Here is a 25,807-nt window from a genome sequence, read left to right on the forward strand (position 1 = left end):
GCCCCTTGGAGACTTTGATTGGCACTGAAGCCCCAGAATAACGAAGCCTTCTTTCGCGAGGTGGATGACGAGGTCCGCCGCGAGCAGACTGCAAGGCTGGCACGTCGCTATGGCGTGATCGTCGCCGTCCTCGTGCTGCTGGCGCTGGCGGCGTTCGGCGGCACCCTCTGGTGGCGTTCGCACCAGAATGCGGTGGCCGGCGAGCGCGGCGACCAGTTCATGGCCGCCATGGCCTCGATCTCGGCCGGCAAGGACGATGATGCGCGCAAGCAGCTCGATGCCCTCGCCGGGACGGGCGTGAAGGGCTATGCGCCGCTCTCGCGGATGCTCGAGGCCGACATGCTGGTGCGCGAGCGCAAGGAGAAACAGGCCGCCACGGCGTTCCTCAATATCTCGCAGGACAGCAGTGCGCCCCAGCAGCTGCGCGACGCGGCGCTGCTGCGGGCGACCACGCTCCAGTTCGATACGCTGCCGCCGCAGCAGGTGGTCGACCGGCTGAAGCCGCTGGCGGTGACGGGCAATCCCTGGTTCGGCAGTGCCGGCGAGATGACCGGTATCGCCTATATGAAGCTCAACCATCCGAAGCTGGCGGGGGCCATGTTCGTGGCGATGACCAAGGACAAGGCCGTGCCCGCATCGCTGCGCGCACGGGTGGCCCAGCTGGCGGCAGATCTCGGCTTCGAGCCGGTTCAGCCTTCGGAAATCCCGGCCGCCTGATGGCAGGCGTCATGGCGGCGAAACCCGCGATCGAACAGGAATGTGAGCAGACGATGATGGGGCGGGACAGCATGGATCGAACGCGCAAGGCGCAGGCGCCGCTGGTGGCGGTGCTGATGGCAGCGACGCTGCTCGGCGGTTGCGGCGTGTTCAAGGGCGGCAGCAAGAAGCCCCAGACGGCCGTACTGGGCGAGCGCATCCCGGTGCTGACCGTGGAAAGCAGCGCCGGCACCGATCCGGCGATGGCATCCCGGCAGGTGCTGGTGCCCCCGGCCGAGGTCAATACCGATTGGACGCAGCCGGCCGGCAACGCCCGCAAGGCGATGGGCAATGTCGGGCTCGGTGCGCAGCCGGTGCGGGTGTGGGTCAATGGCCTCGCGAAGGCGGGCAAGGACGAGCGCCTGGCGGCCACGCCGGTGATCGCGGAGGGCCATGTCTTCGTGATCGACGCGCTCGCCAATGTTCATGCCTATGACGCGCAGACCGGCCGCGAATTGTGGGCGACCCAGCTCAAGGCGAAGCCCGGCGTGTCGCTCAAGAAGGCGGGGGTCATGGGCCTGTTCGGCCAGAAGGAGCAGAAGCGCTACAGCCGCTCGCTGTTCGGCGGCGGCGTCAGCTACGACAGTGGCAAGCTCTACGCGACCAGCGGCCTCGGCGAAGTGGCGCAGCTCGATGCGGCGACCGGCAAGATCGGCTGGCGGGTTTCGCCCGGTGGCCCGCTGCGCGGCGCACCGTCCATCGCCAATGGCAGCCTCTATGTGATGAGCCAGGACAACCAGATCTACGCGCTGTCCCAAACCGATGGCGCGACCCAGTGGACGGCCTCCGGCCCGCTCGAGACGGCGGGCGTGTTCGGCGTCGCCTCGCCGGCGATCGCCCGTGCCACCGTGGTCGCCGGCTTCTCGTCGGGCGATCTCGACGCCTATCGCTACGAAAATGGCCGCGTCGTCTGGCAGGACGCACTGACGCGCACCAGCATGTCCACCAGCGTCGGCGACGTCACCGACGTCGATGCGAGCCCGGTGCTCGATGAAAGCCGGGTCTATGCGGTAGGCGCGGGCGGGCGCATGATCGCGCTCGATCTCGTCACCGGCCAGCGCCTGTGGGAGGTCAATCTCGGCGGCATCTCGACACCGGCGCTCGGCGGTGACTGGCTGTTCGTGGTGGCCGACGATGCCAAGGTCTATTGCATCGAGCGGACCACGGGCAAGATCCGCTGGACCAGCCAGTTGCAGCATTGGAAGAACGAGAAGAAGAAGAACAACCTGATCTTCTGGAACGGCCCGGTTCTGGCCGGCGGTCGTCTCGTGCTGACCAACTCGCTGGGCGAGCTGGCCTATGTCTCTGTTGCCGATGGCAAGCTGCTGTCGACGGAGAAGGCCGGCAAGCGCTTCTCGTTGCCGCCGGTGGTGGCCAACAACATGATGTACCTGTTGTCCAGCGACGGCCATATCAGCGCCTGGCGCTGAGCCGGCCATCCTCTTCCGGTTCGCCGGGAGGGGGCGGTATTCTCTCTCGCGCATCGCTTTTCCACGCGGAAGGCGATGCGCTTTATGGGCCCTCTCCCGGTAATCGCGGGGGAGGGCTTTGATGTTGGCCTGAATCGGCCCTAAAGGAGCCGAATGTCCAACAAGCAGCCCATCGTCGCGATCGTCGGCCGTCCCAACGTCGGCAAGTCGACCCTGTTCAACCGCCTCGTCGGAAAGCGCATCGCGCTGGTCGATGATCGGCCGGGCGTGACCCGCGATCGGCGCGAAGGCGAGGCCGATCTGCTCGGCGTGCCGTTCCGCATCGTCGATACCGCCGGTTTCGAGAGCGACGACCCGCAGACCCTGCCGGGCCGGATGCGCGCGCAGACCGAGGCGGCGGTGGCGCAGGCCGATGCCGCGCTGTTCATGATCGACGCGCGCGCCGGCGTGACCCCGCTGGACGAGACGGTGGCGCAATGGCTGCGCGGCTCCGACACGCCGATCATCCTCGTCTGCAACAAATCCGAGGGCAAGGCGGCCGAGCCCGGTATCATGGAGGGCTTCCGCCTGGGCCTGGGCGATCCCGTTCCGCTGTCCGCCGAACATGGCGAGGGCATGGGCGACCTGTTCGAGGCGTTGCTGCCGCACATCGAGCGGGAGGAGATCGAGGAAGAGGAAGCCGACGAGGATGATCCCGACGCGATCCTGAAACTCGCGATCGTCGGGCGGCCCAATGCCGGCAAATCGACGCTGGTGAACCAGTTCCTCCGGGAAGAGCGGATGATCACTGGGCCGGAAGCCGGGATCACCCGCGATTCGATCGCGGTCGACTGGATGTGGCCGAGCCCCGAGGGCCGTTTCCGCGCCGTTCGCCTGATCGACACCGCCGGCCTGCGCAAGAAGGCGAAGATCGAGGACAAGCTGGAGAAGCTCTCCGCGTCCGACACGATGCGCGCGGTCGATTTCGCCGAAGTCGTGGTGTTGCTGCTCGATGCCACGCGCGGGCTGGAGGCGCAGGATCTGCGCATCGCCGACCATGTGCTGCAGGAGGGCCGGGCGCTCGTCATCGCGCTCAACAAATGGGATGTGGCGGAAGGCCAGTCCGCCCTGTTCAACGGCGTGAAGACGGCGCTGGAAGAGGGGCTCAGCCAGGCGCGCGGCGTGCCGCTGATCGCGGTCTCGGCGGCGACCGGCAAAGGGCTGGACCAGTTGCTCGGCGCCGCCTTCGAGACCCGCGAAGCGTGGTCCAAGCGTGTCTCCACCGGCGTGCTCAACCGCTGGTTCGAGAAGGCGGTGGAGAAGAACCCGCCGCCCGCGCCCGGCGGCAAGCGGATCAAGCTGCGCTTCCTCACCCAGGCCAAGACGCGGCCGCCCGGCTTCGTGCTGTTCGGCACCCGTGTCGATCAGCTGCCGATGAGCTATCAGCGCTACCTGATCAACGGGATCCGCAAGGATCTCGGCTTCGGGGCGGTGCCGGTTCGCCTGACGCTGCGCGCGCCCAAGAATCCCTACGGGACCAAGCCCAACGACAAGCGCGACGACTGAGGGTGACCCGGCTCGACCTTCGCGGTCTGCGCTGCCCCTGGCCGGCGATCCGGGTGGCACGCGCGATCCGTGAGGCGAGCGAGTGGGCGGAGATCGTGGCCGTGGCCGACGATCCCGCCGCCCCGCGCGAGATCATGGCGGTGGCCACCGAATGCGGGTGGCAAATAGCGCCGCAAATGACCGAAATCGGCGCCGGGCTTCGACTAATAGCTAATCGTCCGTAACTATCTCTTTACCCGATATAGCTCATAGCTGAACTGTTAGGTTCCGTGGTTGAAGGGGGTCGTGACGTGGCTATTGGAGCCGCCGAACTAGTCGATTGGGGCGTCTTTGCCCGCGTTCGCGCGGAGCTGGGCTCCGGATTCGTGCGAATCCTCGGCTATTTCCGCGAAGACGGAATCAAGTCTGTTGGCCAGATCGAGCAGGCGATCCGCGATCGGTCTGCGGCCGCGCTGGTGCTGCCGGCGCATACGCTGAAAGGCGAGGCGCGGCAGTTCGGCGCAGCCCCGCTGGCGGAACTGGCCGAAATCATCGAGACGACCGCGCGCCGCTGTGTCGAAGCGCGCGAGACGCCGGACGAGCTGATCGAGCAGGTGGTGGAATTGCGCCCGCTGTTCGACGCGACGCTCAAACTGTTCGATCGCGAGGTCAATCCGATCGTGGAGCGCCGGCCCGCCGGTGGCGGCTTCGGCCGTAAGCCCGCAGGCGGCTTCGGCATGGCGCAGCGCTGACGCTCACCCCGATCGGCGGGGATCATCCCATGCCGATATGATCACGGTCGCAGCAGATACGAAAACGCCCGGCCCGACTGAGTCGAACCGGGCGTTTTCGCTATCATGGGGTGCCGATCCCGGTTCAGGCGCCGGTGGCGGCATGGCCCTCGTTGGCGGGCTTGCTCTGGAGCTGGATATAGTTCTGGATGCCCATCAGCTTGATGAGGTCGAACTGCTTTTCCAGATAATCGACATGCTCTTCTTCGTTGGAGAGGATCCTGCCGAACAGATCGCGGCTGACATAGTCGCGCACCGACTCGGCATGGGCCATGCCCTCGCGCAGCGCCGGGATCGCATCCTCCTCGAGCGCCATGTCGGCCTTGAGGATCTCCTCCACCGACTCTCCGATCCGGAGACGGCCGAGCAGCTGGAAATTGGGCAGGCCGTCGAGGAACAGGATACGTTCCGACAGCCAGTCGGCATGCTTCATCTCGTCGATGGATTCATGGCGCTCGAACTCGGCGAGCTTCTCCACGCCCCAATGCTCGAGCATGCGATAGTGCAGCCAATACTGGTTGATCGCGGTGAGTTCGTTCTTGAGCGCCAGATTGAGCAGCTCGATGACTTTCGCGTCACCCTTCATGATAGGCCTCCAAAGCAGTTTGGAAGCTTGTTACGCCCGCAAATCGGTGAAACCCAGCGCGAACGACTCGCGCAAATCGTTCTCAGGCATCACGGCGAATAGCGTCAGGCGGCGGCCTGCTCGTTGGCGATCAGTTCGCGGGCGAACGGCACGCACTGGCCACAGCGCGGGCGGCAGCCCAGCGCGGCATAGGCCGACAGGGGATCGCGGCATCCTGAACGCGCGGCTTCGCGCACTTCCTGTTCCCGCAACGCATTGCAAACGCAGACGACCATGTGCTCCCTCTCCTTGGAGTCGCTTCATGATCTAGGGCTATTGCAAGACAATCTCAATATCAAATTAAACGCATCGTCTGGATTTGCCCACGCGCCAGCGAGCGCCACGCCCATTCCAGCGGGCCATAGCGGAACCGGGCCAGCCACCACGGGCTCCACGACAGCATCAGCACCCAGACCGCGCACACGATCGGGTAGAGCCAGATCCGCTCGATCTGCGCGAACAGCCCGAAGCCCCAGCCGTAGAAGAGCCCGGTCATCAGCAGGCTGGTGCCGAGATAGTTGCTGAACGCCATCCGGCCGACAGCGCGCAGGCGCGGATGGTCGCGCGCGGTGAGCCATGCCAGCGCCAGCGCCGCCAATGCCACGGCGAGGATCGGCCGGAACAGCACGCCGCCGAGCGTGGCGGCGGCAAAGGTGGCGAGCGTGTCGAAGCCGCTGCGGAAGCACAGCCAGCAGAGCAGGATCGTCGGCGGCAGGCCGATCGCGAAGCCGATCGCGGCGGCGCGGGCGTAGCGGGCGCGGGGCCAGGCGCCGGTGAGCAAGCCGGAGCGCAGCGCCGCCATCCCGATCAGCATGTAGGCCAGCGTCTCCGGCCCGTCATAGCCGATCAGGAAAGGGATGCCGGCGGGCTCGTTGGCGAGGTTGGCGGCGACGATGCCGCTCCACGGCCCGCGCATCCGGGCGATCTCGACGGCGACATCACGCGGATCGCCGATACCGACGCCTGCGGTAAAGGCACGCCATCCCTCGATCGTCGCCTTATCCGCGCCGGGCAGGAGCGCCGCGTGCTGGAGGGTGGCGAAGCCGGCGACGAACATGCCCTGCACGGCCAACTGAGTGATCAGCAGCAATATCGCGACGCGGATCAGCAGGCGAGTCTCCCGCAGCACGAAGGGCAGGGCGAGCGTGCCGATCAGCGCGTAATGGAGCAGAATGTCGCCCTGCCAGATCAGGAACAGGTGGGCGGCGCCGAACAGCGCCAGCGTCGCCATCCGGGCGAGGTGGACGCGCGCGCCGCTCAACCCCGCGGCCTCTGCCCGCTGGACGACGATCATCGTCGAGGCGCCGAACAGGATCGAGAAGAGCGCCCGCATCTTGCCGTCGAACAGCACGAAATTGACGGTCCAGACCGTGATGTCCGCCGATCCGGTGCCGCCGCCGCCGAGCGGGTTGAAATAGGCGCCGGAGGGCAGGGCGAAACCGGCGACGTTCATCAGCAGGATGCCCATCACGGCGAGGCCCCGGAGGCCGTCGATGCTGCCGTGGCGCTCGTTCACGAGCCGGGCCTGTCGGCTGTGGCGCGCGCAGTCAAGCCCTTGCCGGAACAGGGCCGGGAACATGGACGGCGGCGATCGGTTGAATCGATGATCATTTCAACCCGGAAGGAAGACATCATGGCGACCGTCGCAGATTCCGCCGCCAAGCCGCGCACCAAGACGGCGGCTCGCCCGCGCAGCGCCGCTGCCAAGCCGGCCGTCACCGCGAAAGCCGCGCCGGCGAAGCGCGCCGTCCGCAAGTCGCCCGCGCCGAAGGCCGCCACGTCGCCAGCAACGGTAAAACCGGCCGCCGCGAAGACCGTCACGCAGAAACTGAGCGCCAGGGCCTTGGCCGCCGAGCAGGGTGCTGCCAGCACCGCCAGCCACGCGGTCGAGGCGATCAAGGCGGCGGCGGAGAAGGCGATCGAGGCTAGCCATGTCAAAGATGCCGCCAAGGCGGTGAAGGCGGCGACGCGCAATGTCGGCTCGGTGAAGGCTTCGCCGAAACCCCGCACCATATCGCGCAAGGCAGCGGCCAAGCCGTCGACCGGCGTCGGCACCGGCACCATGATCGGTGTTGCGGCGGCCGGGCTGGCAGCGGGCCTTGTCGCCAATCTCGGCCGCAAGGCGGCGGTGCAGGCCCCCAGCGTGATGGCGGGTGACTGGCTGGAGGCGCTCAAGGCCGAGCACAAGGCGGCGCTGGCGCTGCTCGATAAGCTCGCCCAATCGTCGCCCGGGCAGCCGGCCAAGCGCACGCTGCTGCTGACCCAGCTCAAGCACGCGCTCGGCAAGCACGCCTTCACCGAGGAGAATGTGATCTACCCGGCGCTGCGCGAATGGGGCGACAAGGCAGATGCCGATGCCCTCAATCACGAGCAGGGCTATCACAAGCAGTTCCTCTACGAGCTCGACGCCATGGACAAGTCGGCGCCCGAGTTCGCGCTGAAGGTGGCCGATTTCCGGGCCGATCTCGACGCCCATATCCGCGAGGAGGAGGACAAGATCTTCCCCAAGCTGCATGGCGGGCTGAGCGCGGAAAAGAACAAGGCATTGACCGGATTGGCAAACCGCGAAGGCTTCAAGATGGCGTGATCGGATCGGCGCGGCGGCCCGCTGGACAGCCGCGCCATCTGCGCCCAAGGCCTCTCCGCAGCGGCGGGATTGTCCCGCCCGACGGGAAGGAACGCGAGTGCAGGCCGACGAGGATTATGTCTATGACGAGCAGAGCGGCGAGTGGGTGCCAGCGTCGCAGCTAACCGATGCCGGCGCGCCGTCAGATACCGTCGAGGTCCGCGATTCGGTCGGCAATCTGCTGGCCGACGGCGATCAGGTCACGCTGATCAAGGATTTGACCGTCAAGGGCGCGGGGCAGACGCTCAAGCGCGGCACGCTGATCAAGTCGATCCGCCTGACCGGCGACGCCCAGGAGATCGACTGCAAATATGACGGCATCAAGGGCCTCGTCCTGCGCGCGGAGTTCGTGCGCAAGCGGTGACGGTTAGGCCCCTAGCCGGCGGTGGGAAAGCGGGCGGCGCTCAGGCGAGCGCCGCGTCCGCCCCCATCAGCGTCGGGAAGAAGCCTTCGTGCGCATGGCGCAGCGCCGCCAGCGGCGTGCCCCAGACGGTGGCCTGCTCGCTGGTCCGGCCGATCCTGACCGCGCCTTCGATCGTGGTGCCGGCCGGAACCGTCACCAGATAGCGGCCCTGATCCTCGCCGAACGCCTGCGCCGTGGACAGTTCGTCCAGATCGGCGCCGATGCCGCCGGCCAGCGCCATCTCGGTGATCGCGACGAGCACGCCGCCGTCGGACACGTCATGCACGGCGGTGACGCTGCCTGCGAGGATCAACTCGCGGATCAGTTCGCCGGCCTTGCGCTCGGCCGCGAGATCGACCGGCGGCGGCGAACCCGCTTCCAGGCCGAGAACCTCGCGCAGGTAGAGCGACTGGCCGAGATGGCCGGTCGCGCCGCCGACCAGAAGGATATCCTCGCCCGCCGCCTTGAACGCGATCGTCGCGCTCTTCGACCAGTCCTTGAGCAGCCCGACGCCGCCGATCGCCGGGGTCGGCAGGATCGCCGAGCCGCCGCCGGTCGCCTTGCTCTCGTTGTAGAGGCTGACATTGCCGCTCACGATCGGGAAATCGAGCGCGCGGCAGGCGTCGCCCATGCCTTCGAGACAGCCGGTGAACTGCGCCATGATCTCGGGGCGCTGCGGGTTGGCGAAGTTGAGGCAATTGGTCACCGCCAGCGGCAGCGCGCCGACCGCCGAGAGGTTGCGATAGCATTCGGCGATCGCCTGCTTGCCGCCCTCATAGGGATCCGCATAGCAATAGCGCGGGGTGCAGTCGGTGGTGATCGCGAGGCCCTTGTCGGTGCCGTGGACGCGGACCACGGCGGAATCGCCGCCGGGGCGTTGCACGGTGTCGCCGCCGACCATGTGGTCATATTGCTCCCAGATCCAGCGCCGCGAAGCGATGTCGGGCGAGGCCATCAGGGTGAGCAGATCGGCGGCGATGTCGCTCGATTCGGCGATGGGGCCGAGCGGCGCCACATTGGCCCATGCCTGATACTCCGCAGCGGACGCACGCGGCCGGTCGTAGAGCGGGGCCTCGTCGGCGAGCGGCGCGAGCGGGATGTCGGCGACGGTCTCGCCATGCCATTTGAGGACCATGTGGCCGGTCTCGGTCACGGTGCCGATCACGGCAAAGTCGAGTTCCCACTTGCGGAAGATCGCCTCGGCGAAAGCCTCGCGGCCGGGCTTCAAGACCATGAGCATCCGCTCCTGGCTCTCGCTCAGCATCATCTCATAGGGAGTCATGCCGGTTTCACGCTGCGGCACCGCGTTCATGTCGAGCTCGATGCCGACGCCGCCCTTGCTCGCCATCTCGACGGCGGAGGAGGTGAGGCCGGCGGCGCCCATGTCCTGGATTGCGACGATCGCGTCGGACGCCATCAGTTCTAGGCAGGCCTCGATCAGCAATTTCTCGGTGAACGGATCGCCGACCTGCACGGTCGGGCGCTTGGCTTCCGAATCCTCGCCGAAGTCCGCGGATGCCATGGTGGCGCCGTGGATGCCGTCGCGGCCGGTCTTGGAGCCGACATAGACGATCGGATTGCCGATGCCGGAGGCGGCGGAGTAGAAGATCTTGTCCTGCTCGGCGATGCCGACCGTCATCGCGTTGACGAGGATGTTGCCGTCATAGGCCTTGTGGAAGTTCACCTCGCCGCCGACCGTCGGCACGCCGACGCAATTGCCGTAGCCGCCGATGCCGTGGACGACGCCGGCGATGAGATGCTTCATCTTGGGATGATCGGGGCGACCGAAGCGCAACGCGTTGAGGTTGGCGACGGGGCGGGCGCCCATCGTGAACACGTCGCGCAGGATGCCGCCGACGCCGGTGGCTGCGCCCTGATAGGGCTCGATGTAGGACGGGTGGTTGTGGCTCTCCATCTTGAAGATGGCCGCCTGATTGTCGCCGATGTCGATCACGCCGGCATTCTCGCCGGGGCCGCAGATCACCCAGGGCGCCTCGGTGGGCAGCTTCTTCAGGTGGATGCGGCTCGACTTGTACGAGCAATGCTCGGACCACATCACCGAGAAGATGCCGAGTTCCGTGAGATTCGGCTCGCGGCCGAGCGCGTGGAGCACGCGCTCATATTCCTCGGGGGAAAGCCCGTGCTGGGCGACGACTTCGGGGGTGATGGCGCTGGCGTCGGTCATGCTGCGAGCCGATAGCGCCGTCTCGTCCGCGAGACAAAGAAAAAGGCCGGCGGGAATGCCGCCGGCCTGATTGTCGGTGGAAAAGCGATCGAGGCTCAGGCGTCGTCGCAGCTTTCGGCGGCCTTGCCGGGCACGGTGATCTTCACCGATTTGGCGGTGGCGCTGCCATCGAGCGCGAAGCCGCCGGCGGCGACCATCGGCTGGCCGGCAGCCGGTGCCTTCAGCAGGGTCGGCGAGCCATCCTTGCTGGTCTTCAGGCTGGCGCTCAGATTGTCCGAATAGAAATCGACGAAGACCACCGCATTGTCGGCGCAGCGGAACGTCTTGGTCGCCGAGATCGACGGCGGCAGCGTGACCGGCGCGGCATTGGCCAGCGCGGTCTTCATGTCGTCGCCGTCGGCCTGGTTGATGGTGGTCGCCTGGGGCTTGCAGGCGGCGAGCGCCAGGAAGGAGACGACGGCGAGGGCCGAAACGGCGCGGAAGCGGGAAGGGGTTCGCATAGCGGGCCTGCTGATCGCGCATCCCATTCCGTAACGTCAAGCATGTTCTTGTTGTGGCGCGACCGGGGCGGGCCGCCGTCAAGGCCTGCTTTTGGGCCGGGCGTCGCTTTTGGGCAAAGCCAAGCAAAGCTGCGTTGCGGCGGCGACGCGGCCCGCCTATGTCCGGCGCTATGAAAACGGCTATCGCGCCCGACGCGCTATCGCTCATCGGCAACACGCCGCTGGTTCGCCTGTCCGGCCCTTCGGCCGAAACGGGATGCGACATTCTTGCCAAGTGCGAGTTCATGAATCCCGGCGGATCGGTGAAGGATCGCGCCGCTCTGTATATCGTGGAGGATGCGGAGGCGCGCGGGCTGCTCAAGCCGGGCGGCACGATCGTGGAGGGGACGGCCGGCAACACCGGGATCGGCCTGGCCCTGGTCGCCAATGCGAAGGGCTATCGGACGATCATCGTCATCCCCGAAACGCAGAGCCAGGAAAAGAAGGACACGTTGCGCGCGCTCGGCGCCGAACTGGTCGAGGTCGCGCCGACGGCTTATTCCAACCCGGCGCATTATGTTCACACCTCGCGCCGGATCGCCGAGGAGACCGAGGGCGGCTTCTGGTCCAACCAGTTCGACAACACCGCCAATCGCCTCGCCCATATCCGCACCACCGCGCAGGAGATCTGGGCGCAGACCGGCGGCCGGATCGATGGCTTCACCTGCGCCTGCGGAACCGGCGGCACGCTGGCCGGGGTCGGTCTCGGGCTCAAGGAGCATGACGAGGCGGTCACGGTCGCGCTCACCGATCCTTATGGCGCCTCGCTCTATAGTTATTATGCGTGCGGCGAACTCGCGGCCGAGGGCCATTCGGTGGCAGAGGGGATCGGCCAGAGCCGGATCACCGCCAATCTCGACGGCGCGCCGGTCGACGCCCAGTTCCGCATCGCCGACGAGGACGGACTGCGCTGGGTCCATCGGCTGCTGGCCGAGCAGGGGCTGCATGTCGGCCTATCCTCCGGCATCAACGTCGCCGGTGCGGTGGCGCTGGCGAAGCAGATCGGGCCGGGCAAGACGATCGTCACGATCCTGTGCGATTCCGGGATGCGCTATCTGTCCACCCTCTCCAACCCGGAATGGCTGCGTGCCAAGGGGCTCGCCGTGCCGCCGTGGCTGGAGCGTGGGTGAAGGCTCGGCTCCCTGCGCGCATGGTCGAGGATGACGCCCCCGCCAAGGAACGCCACCGCGACGCCGCTATCCAGCGCGTGCGCGTCGGGCTGACCGGGCTTGCCGCCGTCTTCCTGTTGACCCTGCTCGCGGCCTCGATCTTCAACATGCTCGGGCAGGACGATCATTCGGCGAAGCTCGCCAATGGCGTCGTCGCCAATAATGGTGCCGTCGTGCCCGACGTGCCCAAGGAACCGCTGGCCGAACTGGGCGTCGCCCCCGGCGGGAATACCCCCAGGCCGGCACCGGCCTCGCAGAAAAATGCGTCCGAGCCGCGCGGCGGTGGGACGGATGCCGCGCCGGTCACCATCCCGGCCCCGCCGGCGCCGAATCTCGGCCCGAATTCCCCGGCTCAGCACCCCTGATTCGGGCGGCTTCCGGGCCGCCGCTTCACATCGCCATCGTCGATCGATCATGCCGCCGCCCTGCCGGGCGATTGCGGCATTTTGTCATGCACATAGTTATCCACAGCTTCGCCCCAGGAACATATCGGGAAATCCCACGGATTTGTGCGCCGCGGCCCGATTTTGCGACCAAGCTCTACCCAAGAAATACACAGCGAAACCATATCTACCCCATCCAGTGGTATTGTTTCCCATGTCGAACCCATGGTACTCCCCGGTCGTCCGCAAAGAGGCCCACGGGGAGCGAGGGTCATCGAGATTGCGGAAGGGCGGCGGGGCGCCGCTGGACGGGGCACAGGCTTGGACATCGGCCACATCTTTCAGGGCCATGCGCTGAACGCAGTGGACGCGAAGGGGCGGGTGTCCGTGCCGGCCAGCTTCCGTGCGCTCATCGAAAAGCGCGCGCTCGCCAATAATCTGGACCCTGAAAACGCCCTCAAGATCGGCGAGCACAAGAGCGGCGACTGCCTGTGGTCGCTCGACGCCGTCGCCTCCGCCGAAGTGGATCGCCAGCTGTCCGAAAGCGTCGCGGATCTCCCCGCCGCCGAGCGCATGGACAAGCTCGAGGAATTGGCGATGGACGCCCATGGCGGCCTCGAGAAGGTCACGTTCGACGGCGCCGGCCGCATGGTGCTCTCCCCCATGCTGCGCGAGTTCGGCCAGATCGAGGATCTCGCCTTCTTCGTCGGCGTCGGCCTGACCTTCCAGATCTGGAATCCCCGCATCGCGATGCTGCGCCTCCCCGAGGCATCGCGCGTGCGCAAGCCGCTGGCCTTCCTCCTCAAGGAGCGGGGCATCGTGCTGTGAGTGACGCTCCCCACATCCCGGTCCTGCTCGAAGAAGTGCTGGCAGGACTCGCCGTCCAGCCCGGCGAAACCCATGTCGATGGCACCTTCGGCGCGGGCGGCTATACCCGTGCGCTCCTCGCGGCGGGCGCGGCACGGGTCTACGCTTTCGATCGCGATCCCGATGCGATCGCCGCCGGCCGCGCGCTGGAGGCCGATAGCGGCGGGCGCCTCATCCTGGTGCCCGAGCGCTTCTCGCGCATGGTCGAGGCGCTGGCCGAGCGCGGTGTCGCGCATGTCGACGGCGTGACGCTGGATATCGGCGTCTCGTCCATGCAGCTCGATCAGGCGGGCAGGGGCTTCTCCTTCCAGTCCGATGGCCCGCTCGACATGCGGATGGAGCAGGCCGGGCAGAGCGCGGCCGATTTCGTCAACGAAGCCGACGAGGCGGCGATCGCCGATGTGCTCCATCATTATGGCGAGGAACCCCGTGCGCGCCGTATCGCCCGCGCGATCGTCGCGGCGCGGCCGCTGTCGCGCACCGGCGAACTCGCCGAGGTCGTGCGCCGCGCCGTCGGCCACCATCCGGGGATGCCCAAGGATCCGGCGACGCGGACCTTCCAGGGGATTCGCATCCACCTCAACCGGGAGCTCGACGAGCTCGACGAGGGGCTGTCGGCGGCCGAGGCGCTGCTGGCGCCGGGCGGCCGGCTCGCAGTGGTCAGTTTCCACTCGCTGGAGGATCGCATGGTGAAGCGTTTCCTCAACGCGCGCGGCAAGCCGATGCCGGCCGGATCGCGGCATCTCCCGCAGACGCGCGCCGCGCATGCCCAGAGTTTCGAGGCGGTGTCGCGCGGTATCCGTGCCGGCGAGGCCGAGACGCGCCGCAATCCCCGTTCCCGTTCGGCGACGCTGCGCGTCGCCCGCCGCACCGCCGCCACCGCCTGGCCCATAGAGGCCGCATCTGCCCGCCAAGGAGCCCGTTAATGACGATCGCGACACGATTCAGGACAGTGGGGTCAGCCGCGTGCGTCGCGGTGGCCGCGCTCGGCTGCTATCTCGTCTCGCTCCAGGTCGCGGCGGAACGCGCACGCGTGGCGGATACGGAACGGGGCCTGCTGACGGCGCAGCAGGATATCCGTACCTTGCAGACCGAGCTCAACACGCGGAGCCGACTGGTGCAGCTGGAGCGGTGGAACGCGGACGTGCTGTCGTTGACCGCGCCCAAGGCGCACCAGTATCTGGCAGGCGAGATGCAACTCGCCAGCCTTGCCGCCCCGATGCCGACGCAGAGCGCGAACGGCGCCCCCGACGCCTCCGGCCTCCAGGTCGCGCCGGCGGTGGCGCAGGTCGCCTATCGGCGGGCGGCGGCCGTGCCGACGACCCGGCTGGTCCATTCGGTGTCGCTCGATCTCGATGCGCCCACCGAGCGGCCGGTGCTGCATCGTGCCAGCCTGACGATTCCGGGCGATGAGGTCGTCGCCTATCTCGACCGGGGCGGGAAGCCGCCGCGGCCGTGACCACGGCCACCGTCGCGCGCCCCGATCGGGTCCGGCTCGCGGACAAGCGCCAGCAATCGCTGGCGCTCGTGCATTTCCGCCTGATGGTGGTGATGCTGCTGTTCCTGGGCGTGGTCGGCGTGATCGCGTTGCGCCTGCTGTTCATGTCGATCTTCTCGACCGGCGCGGCACCCACACCGGCCGGCGATGGCCTGCTGCCGGCGCGCGGCGATATCGTCGATCGCAACGGTATCCCGCTGGCGAGCACGATCCAGGCGTGGTCGATCGGCCTGCATCCGCGCAAGCTGGTCAACGATCCGATGGACGTCGCCCAGAAGCTGAACGCGCTGATGCCCGAGCATAGTGTCGCCGACTATTTCGCGATGCTCCGGTCCAACAAGAATTTCATCTATCTGCGCCGGCGGGCGACGCCCGAGCTAGTCGCGCAGGTCAATGCGATCGGCGAACCCGGCATCGCGCTGGCGCAGGAGCCGGAGCGGCTCTACCCGCAGACCTCGCTTGCGGCCCATGTGCTCGGCTGGACCGATATCGACGGGCGCGGCGTGTTTGGCATGGAACGCGTGCTGAATGATCGCCTGCTCGATCCCGCCAAGCGCGGCACGCCGGTGGAACTCTCGATCGACGCGCGCGTCCAGGCTGCGCTGGAGCAGGAGCTCGGTGCTGCGAAGGACAAGTTCACCGCGGCGGCGGGTTCGGGCATCGTCATGGACGTGCGCACCGGCGAGGTCATCGCGATGGCGTCGCTGCCGACCTTCAACCCGAACGACCCGGGCGGCACGCCGATCGACAACCTGCGCAACAACACCACCCAGTCGGTCTATGAACTGGGGTCGACCTTCAAGGCGATCACGCTCGCCAACGCGATCCAGAGCGGGGTCATCAAGTCGATGGCGCAGAAATATGATGCGACTGCGCCGCTCCAGGTCGGGCGCTTCAAGATCCACGACGACGAGCCGGCGGGGCGCTGGCTCGACATCCCCGAAATGTTCGTGAAATCGTCCAACATCGTCACCGCGCGGATCGCCGACGAACTCGGCCAGCAACGCGAGATGGACATGTTTCATCGGCTCGGTTTCGGGCAGGCTCCGGAGGTGGAGCTGAAGGCCAAGGCGCGGCCGCTGTGGCCGGTCTATTGGGGCCGCACGACGGTGATGACGGTCGCTTATGGCCACGGCCTCGCGGTAACGCCGCTGAACCTCGCCATCGCCTATTCGGCGCTGGTGAATGGCGGCGTCTATCATCCCGCGACATTGCTCAAGCGCGGCCCGGACAATCCCGTGCCTGCCGGCCACCGCGTGATCTCAGAAGCGACGAGCGCGCGGATGCGGCAGCTGCTCCGCATCGTCGTGATGCCGGCGGCGGGGGGCACCGGCCGGAAGGCGGACGTTCCCGGTTTCCGTTTGGGCGGCAAGACCGGCACGGCCGAAAAGGCGCAGAATGGCGGTTACAACAAGAAGCTCAACGTTTCGACCTTCGCGGGCGTGTTCCCGATGGACGACCCGAAATACATGATCATGATGACGCTCGACGGCCCGCACGCGACCGCCGACACCTTCGGCTTCACCACCGCGGCCTGGGTGGTAGGCCCCGCCATCGGGCGTGCGGTGTCGCGGATCGGGCCGTTGCTGGGGGTCATCCCCGACGAGCGGCACGATGTCGACGAGAGCGATCTTCTTCCGCTGATCTGGCGCCCGGATGTAGCTAAGAAGGCGCAGCTCACCGGTGCCGCGGCGGCCAAGCAGGATAAGGAATGAGATGAAACTGGGTGCTTTGATCGGCGAAAGCGCGGGCGAGGCGGCTGGCGCAACGGTGACGGGCTGTGCGATCGACCATCGCAAGGTCGCGCCCGGCACGGTCTTCGGCGCCTTCATGGGATGGGCGCGCAACGGCGAGGATTTCATCGACGGCGCGGTGGCGGCGGGGGCGATCGCGATCGTCGCCCGACCCGAAGCGAATGTGCCGGCGGGCGTGGTCCATATCGCCGATGCCGAACCCCGCCGGGCCTTCGCGCGGATCGCGGCGAAATTCTACGCGCCCTTCCCGAAGACGGTGGTGGCCGTCACCGGCACCAACGGCAAGACCTCGACGGTGGAGATGGTGCGCCAGCTCTGGCACATGCAGGGCCTGCGCGCGGCGTCGATCGGCACGCTGGGCGTCACCACGACGGATGGCGAGGGCCGCGCCCAGCAGGTGTCGACCGGGCTGACCACCCCCGATATCGTGACCTTCCTGTCCAACATGGCGGGCCTGCGCAGGGAAGGCGTCACCCACGCCGCCTTCGAGGCGTCCAGCCACGGCCTCGCCCAGTTCCGCACCGAGGGGCTGCCGGTCAAGGTCGTCGCCTTCACCAATCTCAGCCGCGACCATCTCGATTACCACGGCACGATGGAGGCCTATCTCGAGGCCAAGCTGCGGCTGTTCAGCGAAGTGGTCGACCGAGACGGCGCGGCGGTGGTGTGGGCGGACGACGCGGCCTCGTCGCGGGTGATCGAGATTGCGCGCGAACGGGGGCTGAAGCTGATCACCGTGGGCGGCCGGGGCGAGACGCTCAAGCTGATCGAGCGCACGCCGACCCAGCTCGGCCAGACGCTGACGATCGAGGCCGGGCAGGATTTCGGGGGCAAGGTCCACAAGGTCAACCTGCCGCTGATCGGTGCCTATCAGGCCGCCAACGCGCTGGTCGCGGCCGGCTTCGCGCTGGCGACGGGCGTCAGCCTCGCCGATGTGCTGGGTGGCCTGTCGCGGCTCCAGCCGGTGCGTGGACGGCTGGAGCGGGCGGTGATCACCGCCAAGGGGGCGCCGGTCTATGTCGACTATGCGCACACGCCCGATGGCCTCCAGGCGGCGATCGAGGCGCTGAAACCCCATGCGCAAGAGCGGCTGATCGTCGTGTTCGGCGCCGGTGGCGATCGGGATGCCGGCAAGCGGCCCGAAATGGGCGCGATCGCGGCCAAGCTGGCCGACATCGCGATCGTCACCGACGACAATCCCCGCACCGAGGATCCGGCGACGATCCGCGCCGCGATCATGGCCGCCGCACCGGGCGCCACCGAGATTGGCGATCGCCGTGCCGCGATCGCCGCCGCCATCGCGCAGGCAGGCGAGGGCGACGTCGTGCTGGTCGCAGGCAAGGGCCACGAGATCGGCCAGATCGTCGGCGACATGCTGCTTCCGTTCGACGACGTGCAGGTGGCGCGCGAGGTGGCGGCATGATTGTGGCAAGCGCTTCGCTTGGAGCACGTCCTTCGACTTCGCTCAGGACGAACGGAGAAAGATTGGCGTGCAACACCATCACCGCTCGTCCTGAGCCTGTCGAAGGACGTGCCGCAGGGTGCAGCGCATGAAGGCCTTGTGGACCTCCGCCGAGATCGCCGCCGCCGTCGGCGGCACCGCCTCGGCCGACTTTCCGGTCTCGGGCGTCGCCTATGATTCGCGTGAGGTCGGCCCCGGCGACCTGTTCGTCGCGCTGACCGGCGAGAGCACCGACGGGCATCGCTTCGTCGCGCAGGCATTCCGGCAGGGCGCGGCGGGCGCGATCGTGTCGATGCCGGTCGAGGGGCCGCATATTCTCGTCGCGGATACCACCGCCGCGCTCAACGCGCTGGGCGCGGCGTCGCGGGCCCGCACCGGGGCGAGGATCATCGGCGTCACCGGATCGGTCGGCAAGACCGGCACCAAGGAGGCGCTGTTCGCCGCGCTCGATCGCGCCGTGCCGGGCAAGGCGCATCGTTCGGTGAAGAGCTACAACAACCATGTCGGCGTGCCGCTCAGCCTGTCGCGAATGCCGGCGGAGACGCGCTTCGGCGTGTTCGAGATGGGGATGAACCACGCCGGCGAACTGGATGCGCTGACCCGGCTGGTCCGCCCGCATGTCGCGCTGGTGACGGCGATCGCGCCGGCCCATTCGGCGTTCTTCTCCGGCGAGGAGGCGATTGCGGACGCCAAGGGCGAGATTTTCCGGGGTCTCGAACCCGGTGGCACCGCGATCATTCCCTATGACAGTCCGCATCGTGATCGGCTGATCGCTGCGGCCGAACCCCATGCCGCCCATATCCTGACCTTCGGGCGCAACAAGGGGGCGGACGTGCGGGCGAATGAGGCGGTGCGCGGTATCGCCGGCACGCTGGTCAACGCGACGCTGCCCGCCGGCCAGCTGACCTTCACCATCGGGTTGCCCGGCGAGCATTGGGTATCCAACGCGCTCGCCGTGCTGGCGGCGGTGGAAGCGGCGGGAGGCGACCTCGCTGCCGCTGGCCTCGCGCTGGCCGAGATGGCGGGTCTGCCCGGCCGCGGCGCGCGCCGCGCGATCCGTCTTGCCGATGGCGAGGCGCTGCTGATCGACGAAAGCTACAATGCCAACCCGGCCTCGATGGCCGCGACCATCCGCGAACTGGGGCAGGAGAAAGCGACGCGCCGGATCGCGCTGCTCGGCGAGATGCGCGAACTGGGCGAGGGATCGGCCGGCTATCATCGCGCGCTCGCCCAGCCGCTGATCGATGCGGGCGCCGGGCCGGTCATCCTCGTCGGTGAAGGGATGGCGCCGCTGGCGGAATCGCTTGCGGGCCATGCCCAAGTCGAGCATGTGCCCGACGCCGCGACCGCGCAGGGGCTGCTGGAGCAGATGCTCCGCCCCGGCGACGCGGTGCTCGTCAAGGGTTCCAACGCCATAGGGCTCGCCCGCGTCGTCCAGGCGCTGGCGGGAGAGTTCGCCTAAATGCTGTATCTGCTCGCCGACTATCTCGGCTTTCCCCATGCCCTCAACCTGATCCGGTACATCACCTTCCGGGCGGGGGCGGCGGCGTTCACGGCGCTGTTCCTCGGCCTGATCATCGGGCCGCGGTTCATCGGCTGGCTGCGCGTGCGGCAGGGCAAGGGCCAGCCGATCCGGCTCGACGGCCCGCAGACCCATCTCGCCAAGCGCGGCACGCCGACGATGGGCGGGCTGATGATCCTGACCAGCCTCGTCGTCTCGATGCTGCTGTGGATGGACCTGTCGAACCGCTACACCTGGGCGGTGCTGTTCGTGACGCTCGGTTTCGGCGCGATCGGCTTCATGGACGATTACGACAAGGTCAAGAAGCGCAGCCACAAGGGCGTCTCCGGCAAGGTGCGGCTGGCCTTCGAGTTCCTGATCGCGGGCATCGCGAGCTGGCTGATCGTCACCTATGGCAACACTCACCTCTATCTGCCCTTCTATAACGGGCCGGTGATCGATCTCGGCTGGTTCTACGTGCCCTTCGCGGCCTTCACCATCGTCGCCTTCGGCAATGCGGTGAACCTCACCGACGGGCTGGATGGCTTGGCGACGATGCCGGTGATCATCGCCTGCCTCGCCTTTTTCGTGATCACCTATCTGGTCGGCAACGTGAAGTTCGCGACCTATCTCGGCATTCCGCATATTCCCGGCGCGGGCGATCTGACCATCATCTGCGCGGCGATCATCGGCGCGGGGCTGGCCTTCCTGTGGTTCAACGCCCCGCCGGCCGCCGTGTTCATGGGCGATACCGGCAGCCTTGCGTTGGGCGGCGCGCTCGGCACGATCGCGGTCGTCTCGCACCATGAGATCGTGCTGGGCATCGTCGGCGGCCTGTTCGTGGTCGAGGCGATGAGCGTGATCATCCAGGTGTTCTTCTACAAGCGCACCGGCAAGCGCGTCTTCAAGATGGCGCCGATCCACCATCATTTCGAGCAGATCGGCTGGTCCGAGCCGACGGTGGTGATCCGCTTCTGGATCGTCGCCTTCATCCTCGCGCTGGCGGGCCTCGCCACCCTGAAGCTGCGGTGATCACGTCGGCCGCCTTCGTCGGCAAGCGCTATGCGGTGCTGGGGCTGGCGCGCTCCGGCCTCGCGACCGTGCGTGCGCTGGTGGCGAGCGGCGCTCAGGTCACGGCTTGGGACAGCGACGAGGCGAAGCGCAACGCGCTCCCTCTCCCCAGCGGGGAGAGGGTCGGGGTGAGGGGGAGCGAGCCGCAGGCGAGCGTCCCAGCCATCGGCGCGGACCACCCTCACCCAACCCTCTCCCCCAAGGGAGAGGGCTTCAGCTGGGGCGATCCCATGCTGATCGACCTCACCGGCTTCGACGGCATCGTCGTCTCGCCGGGCGTGCCGCTCAACACCCACCCGATCGCGTCGCGCGGGCGGGAGGCCGGCGTGCCGATCATCGGCGACATCGAGCTGTTCGCGCAGGCGCGGGCTTCGCTGCCCGATCACAAGGTCGTCGCGATCACCGGCACCAACGGCAAATCGACCGTCACCGCGCTGATCCACCATATCCTCCAGACGGCGGGCGTGCCGACGACGCTGGGCGGCAATATCGGGCTGCCCATCCTCGGGCAGGAGCCGTTGCCGGCCGGTGGCGTCTACGTGCTGGAATTGTCGAGCTTCCAGATCGATCTGACCCACAGCCTTGCCGCCGATGTGAGCGTGCTGACCAACATCACGCCGGACCATCTCGATCGCTATGACGGCTTCACCGGCTATGCCGCGTCGAAGGCTCGCCTGTTCGCGATGCAGCGGCCCGGCCAGTCCGCCGTGATCGCCACCGACGACGAGCCGACCCGCGCGCTCGCCGTACATCTTTCGCGCGCGGTGCTGCCCCCTTTGGCGATGGACGGCCTGCTCGGCGCGCCGCTCGGCATGCCGCCGATTCCAGCCGGCCCGACGGTGGTCGCGGTCTCCGCCGGTGACGTCACCGACCAGTCGGCATGGCCCGCGCTGCAAGGCCCGCACAACGCCCAGAACGTCGCGATCGCGCGCGCCGCCTGCCGCCTGCTCGGCATCGACGACGCCGCGATCGAGCAGGGGCTGCGCACCTATCCCGGCCTGCCGCACCGCATGGAGCGGATCGCCGAGCTCGCCGGGGTGCTCTACGTCAACGACAGCAAGGCGACCAACGCGACCTCCACCGCGCCAGCGCTCGGCGCCTATCCGAAGATCCACTGGATCTTGGGCGGCAAGCGCAAGACCGACGATCTGGACGCCTGCAAGCCCTACTACGGCCATGTCGTCGCGGCCTATACGATCGGCGAGGCGGCCGAACTGTTCGAACGCATCCTGTTGGAATCCGGTATCTACGCACGCAACCTCGGCACGCTCGATGCCGCGGTGAAGGCTGCCGCACAGGTGGCCCGGCCCGGCGAGACGGTGTTGCTCTCACCCGCCTGCGCCTCCTACGATCAGTTTCGCGATTATGAGGCGCGGGGCGATGCGTTTCGTGCGGCGGTGGCGATGCTGGGGACGGGGGCATGAAGATGGACGCCGTTTCGCATCGCGGCCGCTTCCGCCGGGGCAAGCCGCCACGCCTCGGTCGTTCGGATCGAACGGCGCTCGGTCGCTGGTTCTGGGAGATCGATCTCGTCCTGCTCGCACTGGTGACGGTGCTGATCGGCATCGGCCTGATCGCGGTCGCCGCGGCGTCCCCTGCGGCGGGCGTTCGCTATTCGGACGGGGCGGTGCAATTCCCGCCGCTTTATTATTTCTACCGCCAGTGCCTGTGGCTGAGCATCGGCATCCCGGTGATGTTCGTCACCTCGATGCTGCCCAAGGCGACCGCGCGGCGCCTGTGCCTTGTCGGCGCGGCGGTGTTCGTCGTGGCGCTGATGGTGACACCGATCGTCGGCCACCAGGTCAATGGCGCACGACGCTGGCTGGGCGCGGGGCCGGCGCAGATCCAGCCGTCCGAATTCCTCAAGCCGCTCTATGTGGTGGCGATGGCGTGGCTGTTCTCGCTGAAGCAGCATGATCGCTCGCTGCCGGTGGTGCCGATCAGCCTGGTCGTCACCGGGCTGATCGCCGCCTGCCTGATGAAACAGCCCGATTTCGGCCAGACCGTGATGTTCCTGCTGATGTGGACGGCGCTGCTCACTCTGTCCGGCGCGCCGATGAAGGGGCTGGCGATGCTGGCCGGGATCGGCGTCGCGGTGGTGGTGCTCGCCTATCTCTTCTATCCGGTCGCGCATCTGCGCATCGACAATTTCCTGTTCCAGTCGGGCGACACCTATCAGGTGGACAGCGCGCGGCGGACGCTGCTGCATGGCGGCTTCTTCGGCACCGGGCCGGGGGCGGGCACGATGAAGTTCAAGCTGCCCGAGCCGCATACCGACTATATCTTCTCGGTGATCGGCGAGGAGTTCGGCCTGATCGCCTGCATCGCGATCGCCGCGATCTACGCCGCGATCATGGTGCGGGTGTTCGTCAAGCTGCTGGACGAGGAGGATAGCTTCATCCTGCTCGCCGCCGCCGGGCTCGCGACGCAATTCGGTGCGCAGGCGATCATCAACATGGCGGTGAACCTGCAACTGGCACCGTCCAAGGGCATGACGCTGCCGTTCATCTCCTATGGCGGCTCGTCGATGATCGCCTTGTCGATGGGGTTCGGTCTGCTGCTGGCGTTCACGCGCCGGAACCCGTATCTGACGCGATCCCCTTATGTCGTGACATGGAACAAGGCCCGGTGAAACGGCTCTTCCTTCTCGCCGCCGGTGGCACCGGTGGGCATATGATCCCCGCGCACGCGCTGGCCGAGGAGCTGATCGCGCGCGGCCACAAGGTCGTGCTGGTGACGGACGATCGCGGCGCGCGCATTCCCGGCATCTTCAAGGGCGTCGACGTCCATGTCCTGCCGGCCGGCCGACTGGGCGGCGGCGTGCTGGGCTGGATCGGCGCGGCCAAGGGCATCTGGGCGGGACGGAAGGCGGCGAAGGCGCTGATCCGGCAATATGAGCCGGCGGCGGCGATCGGCTTCGGCGGTTATCCGGCATTGCCAACCTTGCTCGCAGCGCTCTCCGAGAAGGTGCCGACCGGGCTGCACGAGCAGAATGCGGTGCTTGGTCGGGTCAACCGGCTGTTGGCGCGCTTCGTGAAGGTGCTGGCGACGGCCTATCATCGGGTCGATCGCGTGCCCGCGAAGATCGTGCCGGTGATCGTCGGCAATCCGGTACGCGCCGAAATTCTCGCGCTGCGCGACCAGCCTTACCCGCCGCTGACCGAGGATGGCATCTTCCGCCTGCTCATCACCGGCGGATCGCAGGGCGCCTCGGTGCTGTCGACCGTGGTGCCCGATGCGCTCGGCCTGCTGCCGGTCTCGTTGCGTCAGCGCCTCCAGGTCACTCAGCAGTGCCGGCCCGAGGATATCGAGAAGGTCCGCGCCCGCTACGCCGAGCTCGATATCCCGGCCGATCTCGCCACCTATCTGGGCGACCTGCCCGAGCGGCTGGGCTGGAGCCATTTGTTCGTCGGCCGTTCGGGCGCGTCGACCATCGCCGAGCTCACCGCCGCCGGCCGCCCCGCCATCCTCGTGCCGCTGCCGACCGCGATGGACGACCACCAGACCGCCAATGCGCGCGAGATGGCGGCGACGGGTGGCGCCGCCTCGATCCCGCAGAGCCGGTTCACGCCACAGCAGCTCGCCAAGCAGATGCAGAAGATGGCGCTCGAACCCGGCGCGCTCGAAAATGCCGCGCATCGCGCCCGCGACGCCGGCTACCCCCAAGCCACGCAGGCGCTCGCCGATCTGGTCGAGAGCCTCGCCGGACCCACCCCGGCCCCCGTCGGGCCGGCCCCAGCATTCAAGGAAGTCATCGCGTGAAGGGCGTCGCCACCGACATCGGCACCATCCATTTCATCGGCATCGGCGGCATCGGCATGTCCGGCATCGCCGAGGTGATGCACAATCTGGGTTACACCGTGCAGGGCTCGGACGTCGCCGAGGGCTATGTGATCGAAGGCCTGCGCCAGCGCGGGATCAAGGTGATGATCGGCCATGACGCCGCCAATCTCGGCGATGCGGCGGTGGTCGTCACCTCGACCGCGATCAAGCGCGGCAATCCCGAGGTCGAGCTGGCGCTGGAGCAGCGCATCCCCGTCGTCCGCCGCGCCGAGATGCTGGCCGAACTGATGCGCCTGAAGTCCACCGTCGCGGTGGCGGGCACGCATGGCAAGACCACGACGACCTCGATGGTCGCCGCGCTGCTCGACGCGGGCGGGGTCGATCCGACCGTGATCAACGGCGGCATCATCAACAGCTACGGCTCCAACGCGCGGCTCGGCGCCTCCGACTGGATGGTGGTCGAGGCCGACGAGAGCGACGGCAGCTTCCTCCGCCTCGACGGCACCTATGCGATCGTCACCAACATCGATCCCGAGCATCTCGACCATTATGGCTCGTTCGATGCGGTCAAGGACGCGTTCGTCGAGTTCGTCGAGAACGTGCCCTTCTACGGCGCGGCTCTGCTCTGCCTCGATCATCCCGAGGTGCAGAAGATCATCCCGCGCGTGCGCGACCGCCGCGTCGTCACCTATGGCTTCTCGGCGCAGGCCGACGTGCGCGGCGTCAACGTCACGCCGATCCCCGGCGGCAACCGGTTCGAGACGATCATCCGCCATCGCGACGGCACCGTCCGCTCGATCGAGGGCATCGAACTGCCGATGCCGGGCCGCCACAACGTCTCCAACGCGCTCGCCGCGATCGGTGTGGCGCTGGAACTCGGCGTGTCCGATGCGATCATCAAGACCGGCTTCTCCAAGTTCGGCGGGGTCAAGCGGCGCTTCACCAAGGTCGGCGAAACGGGCGGCGCGACGATCATCGACGATTATGGCCACCACCCGGTCGAGATCCGCGCCGTGCTGTCGGCCGCCCGCGAGGGTGCCGAGGGCCGGGTGATCGCGGTCGTCCAACCGCATCGTTTCACCCGCCTGCGCGATCTGATGGAGGAGTTCCAGAGCGCCTTCAACGATGCCGACATGGTCTATGTCGCCCCCGTCTATGCGGCGGGCGAGCAGCCGATCGAGGGTGTCGACGCCGCTGCGCTGGTCGCGGGCCTGCGCATGCGCGGCCATCGCTCGGCCGCCGAGGTCGCGGGTGCCGACGCGCTGGCGAAGGAGCTGGCGGGCGTGCTCAAGGCCGGCGACATGGTGATCTGCCTCGGTGCGGGCGACATCACCAAATGGGCGGCCGGCCTCGCCACCGCGATCGAGGCGGAGCGCGCACAGGTGACGGAAGCGGCCGAGTGACACCCTCGCTTGCCCCATATACCCCGTTCGTCCTGAGCGA

25 protein-coding genes are annotated in these 25,807 nt (G+C 67.7%); 20 read left to right on the forward strand and 5 right to left on the reverse strand.

The window, feature by feature from the left end; all coding sequences use genetic code 11:
* Nucleotides 1–18: 18 nt before the first annotated feature.
* The 5 genes from PBT88_RS04355 to PBT88_RS04375 all read left to right on the forward strand — a co-directional run bounded on the left by PBT88_RS04355 (nucleotide 19) and on the right by PBT88_RS04375 (nucleotide 4,462).
* On the forward strand, nucleotides 19–717 hold the full coding sequence (locus PBT88_RS04355) for a tetratricopeptide repeat protein (RefSeq protein ID WP_270078003.1): 699 nt from the start codon (nucleotides 19–21) through the stop codon (nucleotides 715–717).
* Between the two features lie 71 nt (nucleotides 718–788).
* Nucleotides 789–2,186: a PQQ-like beta-propeller repeat protein gene (locus tag PBT88_RS04360; protein WP_270079173.1), complete on the forward strand. Its 1,398-nt coding sequence runs from the start codon at nucleotides 789–791 to the stop codon at nucleotides 2,184–2,186.
* A 153-nt stretch (nucleotides 2,187–2,339) separates the two neighbouring features.
* Nucleotides 2,340–3,731 carry a ribosome biogenesis GTPase Der gene (gene der / locus PBT88_RS04365; protein WP_270078004.1) on the forward strand — a complete coding sequence of 464 codons (1,392 nt, stop codon included), beginning with the start codon at nucleotides 2,340–2,342 and terminating at the stop codon, nucleotides 3,729–3,731.
* Nucleotides 3,732–3,733: 2 nt separating this feature from the next.
* On the forward strand, nucleotides 3,734–3,955 hold the full coding sequence (locus tag PBT88_RS04370) for a sulfurtransferase TusA family protein (protein ID WP_326521567.1): 222 nt from the start codon (nucleotides 3,734–3,736) through the stop codon (nucleotides 3,953–3,955).
* A gap of 66 nt (nucleotides 3,956–4,021) precedes the next feature.
* The gene (locus PBT88_RS04375; RefSeq protein WP_270078005.1) at nucleotides 4,022–4,462 is read left to right on the forward strand and encodes an Hpt domain-containing protein; all 441 of its coding nucleotides are present in this window, start codon (nucleotides 4,022–4,024) and stop codon (nucleotides 4,460–4,462) included.
* A gap of 124 nt (nucleotides 4,463–4,586) precedes the next feature.
* On the opposite strand, the gene bfr is transcribed toward PBT88_RS04375, so the two are convergent.
* The 3 genes from bfr to PBT88_RS04390 form a co-directional block, all read right to left on the reverse strand.
* Entirely contained in the window at nucleotides 4,587–5,087 is a 501-nt protein-coding gene (gene bfr / locus PBT88_RS04380; RefSeq protein WP_270078006.1) for a bacterioferritin, read from the reverse strand.
* Between the two features lie 104 nt (nucleotides 5,088–5,191).
* Nucleotides 5,192–5,362: a (2Fe-2S)-binding protein gene (locus PBT88_RS04385; RefSeq protein WP_270078007.1), complete on the reverse strand. Its 171-nt coding sequence runs from the start codon at nucleotides 5,360–5,362 to the stop codon at nucleotides 5,192–5,194.
* A gap of 59 nt (nucleotides 5,363–5,421) precedes the next feature.
* The gene (locus PBT88_RS04390) at nucleotides 5,422–6,705 is read right to left on the reverse strand and encodes a DUF418 domain-containing protein (RefSeq protein WP_270078008.1); all 1,284 of its coding nucleotides are present in this window, start codon (nucleotides 6,703–6,705) and stop codon (nucleotides 5,422–5,424) included.
* Between the two features lie 54 nt (nucleotides 6,706–6,759).
* Here PBT88_RS04390 and PBT88_RS04395 point away from each other — a divergent pair, with 54 nt between their 5' ends.
* Nucleotides 6,760–7,713: a hemerythrin domain-containing protein gene (locus PBT88_RS04395; RefSeq protein WP_270078009.1), complete on the forward strand. Its 954-nt coding sequence runs from the start codon at nucleotides 6,760–6,762 to the stop codon at nucleotides 7,711–7,713.
* A 97-nt stretch (nucleotides 7,714–7,810) separates the two neighbouring features.
* A complete protein-coding gene (locus tag PBT88_RS04400) occupies nucleotides 7,811–8,116 on the forward strand; it encodes an alkylphosphonate utilization protein (RefSeq protein WP_270078010.1) in 306 nt (101 codons plus the stop codon).
* Between the two features lie 40 nt (nucleotides 8,117–8,156).
* Here PBT88_RS04400 and purL read toward each other — a convergent pair whose 3' ends face one another.
* On the reverse strand, nucleotides 8,157–10,340 hold the full coding sequence (purL, locus tag PBT88_RS04405; RefSeq protein ID WP_270078011.1) for a phosphoribosylformylglycinamidine synthase subunit PurL: 2,184 nt from the start codon (nucleotides 10,338–10,340) through the stop codon (nucleotides 8,157–8,159).
* A 95-nt stretch (nucleotides 10,341–10,435) separates the two neighbouring features.
* Entirely contained in the window at nucleotides 10,436–10,840 is a 405-nt protein-coding gene (locus tag PBT88_RS04410; RefSeq protein ID WP_270078012.1) for a hypothetical protein, read from the reverse strand.
* 170 nt (nucleotides 10,841–11,010) lie between these two features.
* Between PBT88_RS04410 and PBT88_RS04415 the strand changes: the two genes are divergently transcribed.
* From PBT88_RS04415 to murC, 13 genes are all read left to right on the forward strand, one after another.
* Nucleotides 11,011–12,009: a cysteine synthase A gene (locus tag PBT88_RS04415; RefSeq protein WP_407696514.1), complete on the forward strand. Its 999-nt coding sequence runs from the start codon at nucleotides 11,011–11,013 to the stop codon at nucleotides 12,007–12,009.
* Entirely contained in the window at nucleotides 12,006–12,413 is a 408-nt protein-coding gene (locus tag PBT88_RS04420) for a hypothetical protein (protein ID WP_270078014.1), read from the forward strand. The genes PBT88_RS04415 and PBT88_RS04420 overlap by 4 nt, the downstream gene beginning before the upstream one ends.
* Before the next feature lie 339 nt (nucleotides 12,414–12,752).
* On the forward strand, nucleotides 12,753–13,259 hold the full coding sequence (locus PBT88_RS04425) for a division/cell wall cluster transcriptional repressor MraZ (RefSeq protein ID WP_270078015.1): 507 nt from the start codon (nucleotides 12,753–12,755) through the stop codon (nucleotides 13,257–13,259).
* Nucleotides 13,256–14,224 (forward strand): 16S rRNA (cytosine(1402)-N(4))-methyltransferase RsmH, encoded by a 969-nt coding sequence (gene rsmH / locus PBT88_RS04430; RefSeq protein WP_270078016.1) that lies wholly within the window; start codon nucleotides 13,256–13,258, stop codon nucleotides 14,222–14,224. Before PBT88_RS04425 ends, rsmH begins: the two co-directional genes overlap by 4 nt.
* Complete coding sequence (locus PBT88_RS04435) at nucleotides 14,224–14,757, forward strand: hypothetical protein (RefSeq protein ID WP_270078017.1); 534 nt, start codon at nucleotides 14,224–14,226, stop codon at nucleotides 14,755–14,757. The genes rsmH and PBT88_RS04435 overlap by 1 nt, the downstream gene beginning before the upstream one ends.
* Nucleotides 14,758–14,840: 83 nt before the next feature.
* The gene (locus PBT88_RS04440; RefSeq protein WP_270079175.1) at nucleotides 14,841–16,511 is read left to right on the forward strand and encodes a peptidoglycan D,D-transpeptidase FtsI family protein; all 1,671 of its coding nucleotides are present in this window, start codon (nucleotides 14,841–14,843) and stop codon (nucleotides 16,509–16,511) included.
* Between the two features lies 1 nt (nucleotide 16,512).
* A complete protein-coding gene (locus tag PBT88_RS04445; RefSeq protein ID WP_270078018.1) occupies nucleotides 16,513–17,970 on the forward strand; it encodes a UDP-N-acetylmuramoyl-L-alanyl-D-glutamate--2,6-diaminopimelate ligase in 1,458 nt (485 codons plus the stop codon).
* Between the two features lie 127 nt (nucleotides 17,971–18,097).
* Nucleotides 18,098–19,471, forward strand: a complete 1,374-nt coding sequence (locus PBT88_RS04450) for a UDP-N-acetylmuramoyl-tripeptide--D-alanyl-D-alanine ligase (RefSeq protein WP_270078019.1) — start codon at nucleotides 18,098–18,100, stop codon at nucleotides 19,469–19,471.
* Entirely contained in the window at nucleotides 19,472–20,542 is a 1,071-nt protein-coding gene (gene mraY / locus PBT88_RS04455) for a phospho-N-acetylmuramoyl-pentapeptide-transferase (protein WP_270078020.1), read from the forward strand. It begins immediately after the preceding gene.
* Entirely contained in the window at nucleotides 20,539–22,005 is a 1,467-nt protein-coding gene (gene murD / locus PBT88_RS04460) for a UDP-N-acetylmuramoyl-L-alanine--D-glutamate ligase (RefSeq protein WP_270078021.1), read from the forward strand. The genes mraY and murD overlap by 4 nt, the downstream gene beginning before the upstream one ends.
* Nucleotides 22,002–23,213, forward strand: coding sequence for a peptidoglycan glycosyltransferase FtsW (locus tag PBT88_RS04465; protein WP_270078022.1), 1,212 nt, complete (start codon nucleotides 22,002–22,004; stop codon nucleotides 23,211–23,213). The genes murD and PBT88_RS04465 overlap by 4 nt, the downstream gene beginning before the upstream one ends.
* Complete coding sequence (murG, locus tag PBT88_RS04470) at nucleotides 23,195–24,343, forward strand: undecaprenyldiphospho-muramoylpentapeptide beta-N-acetylglucosaminyltransferase (RefSeq protein ID WP_407696515.1); 1,149 nt, start codon at nucleotides 23,195–23,197, stop codon at nucleotides 24,341–24,343. Before PBT88_RS04465 ends, murG begins: the two co-directional genes overlap by 19 nt.
* The gene (murC, locus tag PBT88_RS04475) at nucleotides 24,340–25,767 is read left to right on the forward strand and encodes a UDP-N-acetylmuramate--L-alanine ligase (protein WP_270078023.1); all 1,428 of its coding nucleotides are present in this window, start codon (nucleotides 24,340–24,342) and stop codon (nucleotides 25,765–25,767) included. The genes murG and murC overlap by 4 nt, the downstream gene beginning before the upstream one ends.
* The last annotated feature ends 40 nt before the right edge of the window (nucleotides 25,768–25,807 follow it).

It is taken from the genome of Sphingomonas abietis (assembly GCF_027625475.1).
Lineage (GTDB): Bacteria > Pseudomonadota > Alphaproteobacteria > Sphingomonadales > Sphingomonadaceae > Solisphingomonas > Solisphingomonas abietis.

Coding starts and splice junctions, on each gene's coding strand:
- PBT88_RS04360 (WP_270079173.1), top strand. CDS start 789: ATGGATCGAACGCGCAAGGCGCAGGCGCCGCTGGTGGCGGTGCTGATG.
- der (WP_270078004.1), top strand. CDS start 2,340: ATGTCCAACAAGCAGCCCATCGTCGCGATCGTCGGCCGTCCCAACGTC.
- bfr (WP_270078006.1), bottom strand. CDS start 5,087: ATGAAGGGTGACGCGAAAGTCATCGAGCTGCTCAATCTGGCGCTCAAG.
- PBT88_RS04385 (WP_270078007.1), bottom strand. CDS start 5,362: ATGGTCGTCTGCGTTTGCAATGCGTTGCGGGAACAGGAAGTGCGCGAA.
- PBT88_RS04390 (WP_270078008.1), bottom strand. CDS start 6,705: ATGTTCCCGGCCCTGTTCCGGCAAGGGCTTGACTGCGCGCGCCACAGC.
- PBT88_RS04395 (WP_270078009.1), top strand. CDS start 6,760: ATGGCGACCGTCGCAGATTCCGCCGCCAAGCCGCGCACCAAGACGGCG.
- purL (WP_270078011.1), bottom strand. CDS start 10,340: ATGACCGACGCCAGCGCCATCACCCCCGAAGTCGTCGCCCAGCACGGG.
- PBT88_RS04410 (WP_270078012.1), bottom strand. CDS start 10,840: ATGCGAACCCCTTCCCGCTTCCGCGCCGTTTCGGCCCTCGCCGTCGTC.
- PBT88_RS04415 (WP_407696514.1), top strand. CDS start 11,011: ATGAAAACGGCTATCGCGCCCGACGCGCTATCGCTCATCGGCAACACG.
- PBT88_RS04435 (WP_270078017.1), top strand. CDS start 14,224: ATGACGATCGCGACACGATTCAGGACAGTGGGGTCAGCCGCGTGCGTC.
- PBT88_RS04440 (WP_270079175.1), top strand. CDS start 14,841: ATGGTGGTGATGCTGCTGTTCCTGGGCGTGGTCGGCGTGATCGCGTTG.
- PBT88_RS04445 (WP_270078018.1), top strand. CDS start 16,513: ATGAAACTGGGTGCTTTGATCGGCGAAAGCGCGGGCGAGGCGGCTGGC.
- PBT88_RS04450 (WP_270078019.1), top strand. CDS start 18,098: ATGAAGGCCTTGTGGACCTCCGCCGAGATCGCCGCCGCCGTCGGCGGC.
- mraY (WP_270078020.1), top strand. CDS start 19,472: ATGCTGTATCTGCTCGCCGACTATCTCGGCTTTCCCCATGCCCTCAAC.
- PBT88_RS04465 (WP_270078022.1), top strand. CDS start 22,002: ATGAAGATGGACGCCGTTTCGCATCGCGGCCGCTTCCGCCGGGGCAAG.
- murG (WP_407696515.1), top strand. CDS start 23,195: ATGGAACAAGGCCCGGTGAAACGGCTCTTCCTTCTCGCCGCCGGTGGC.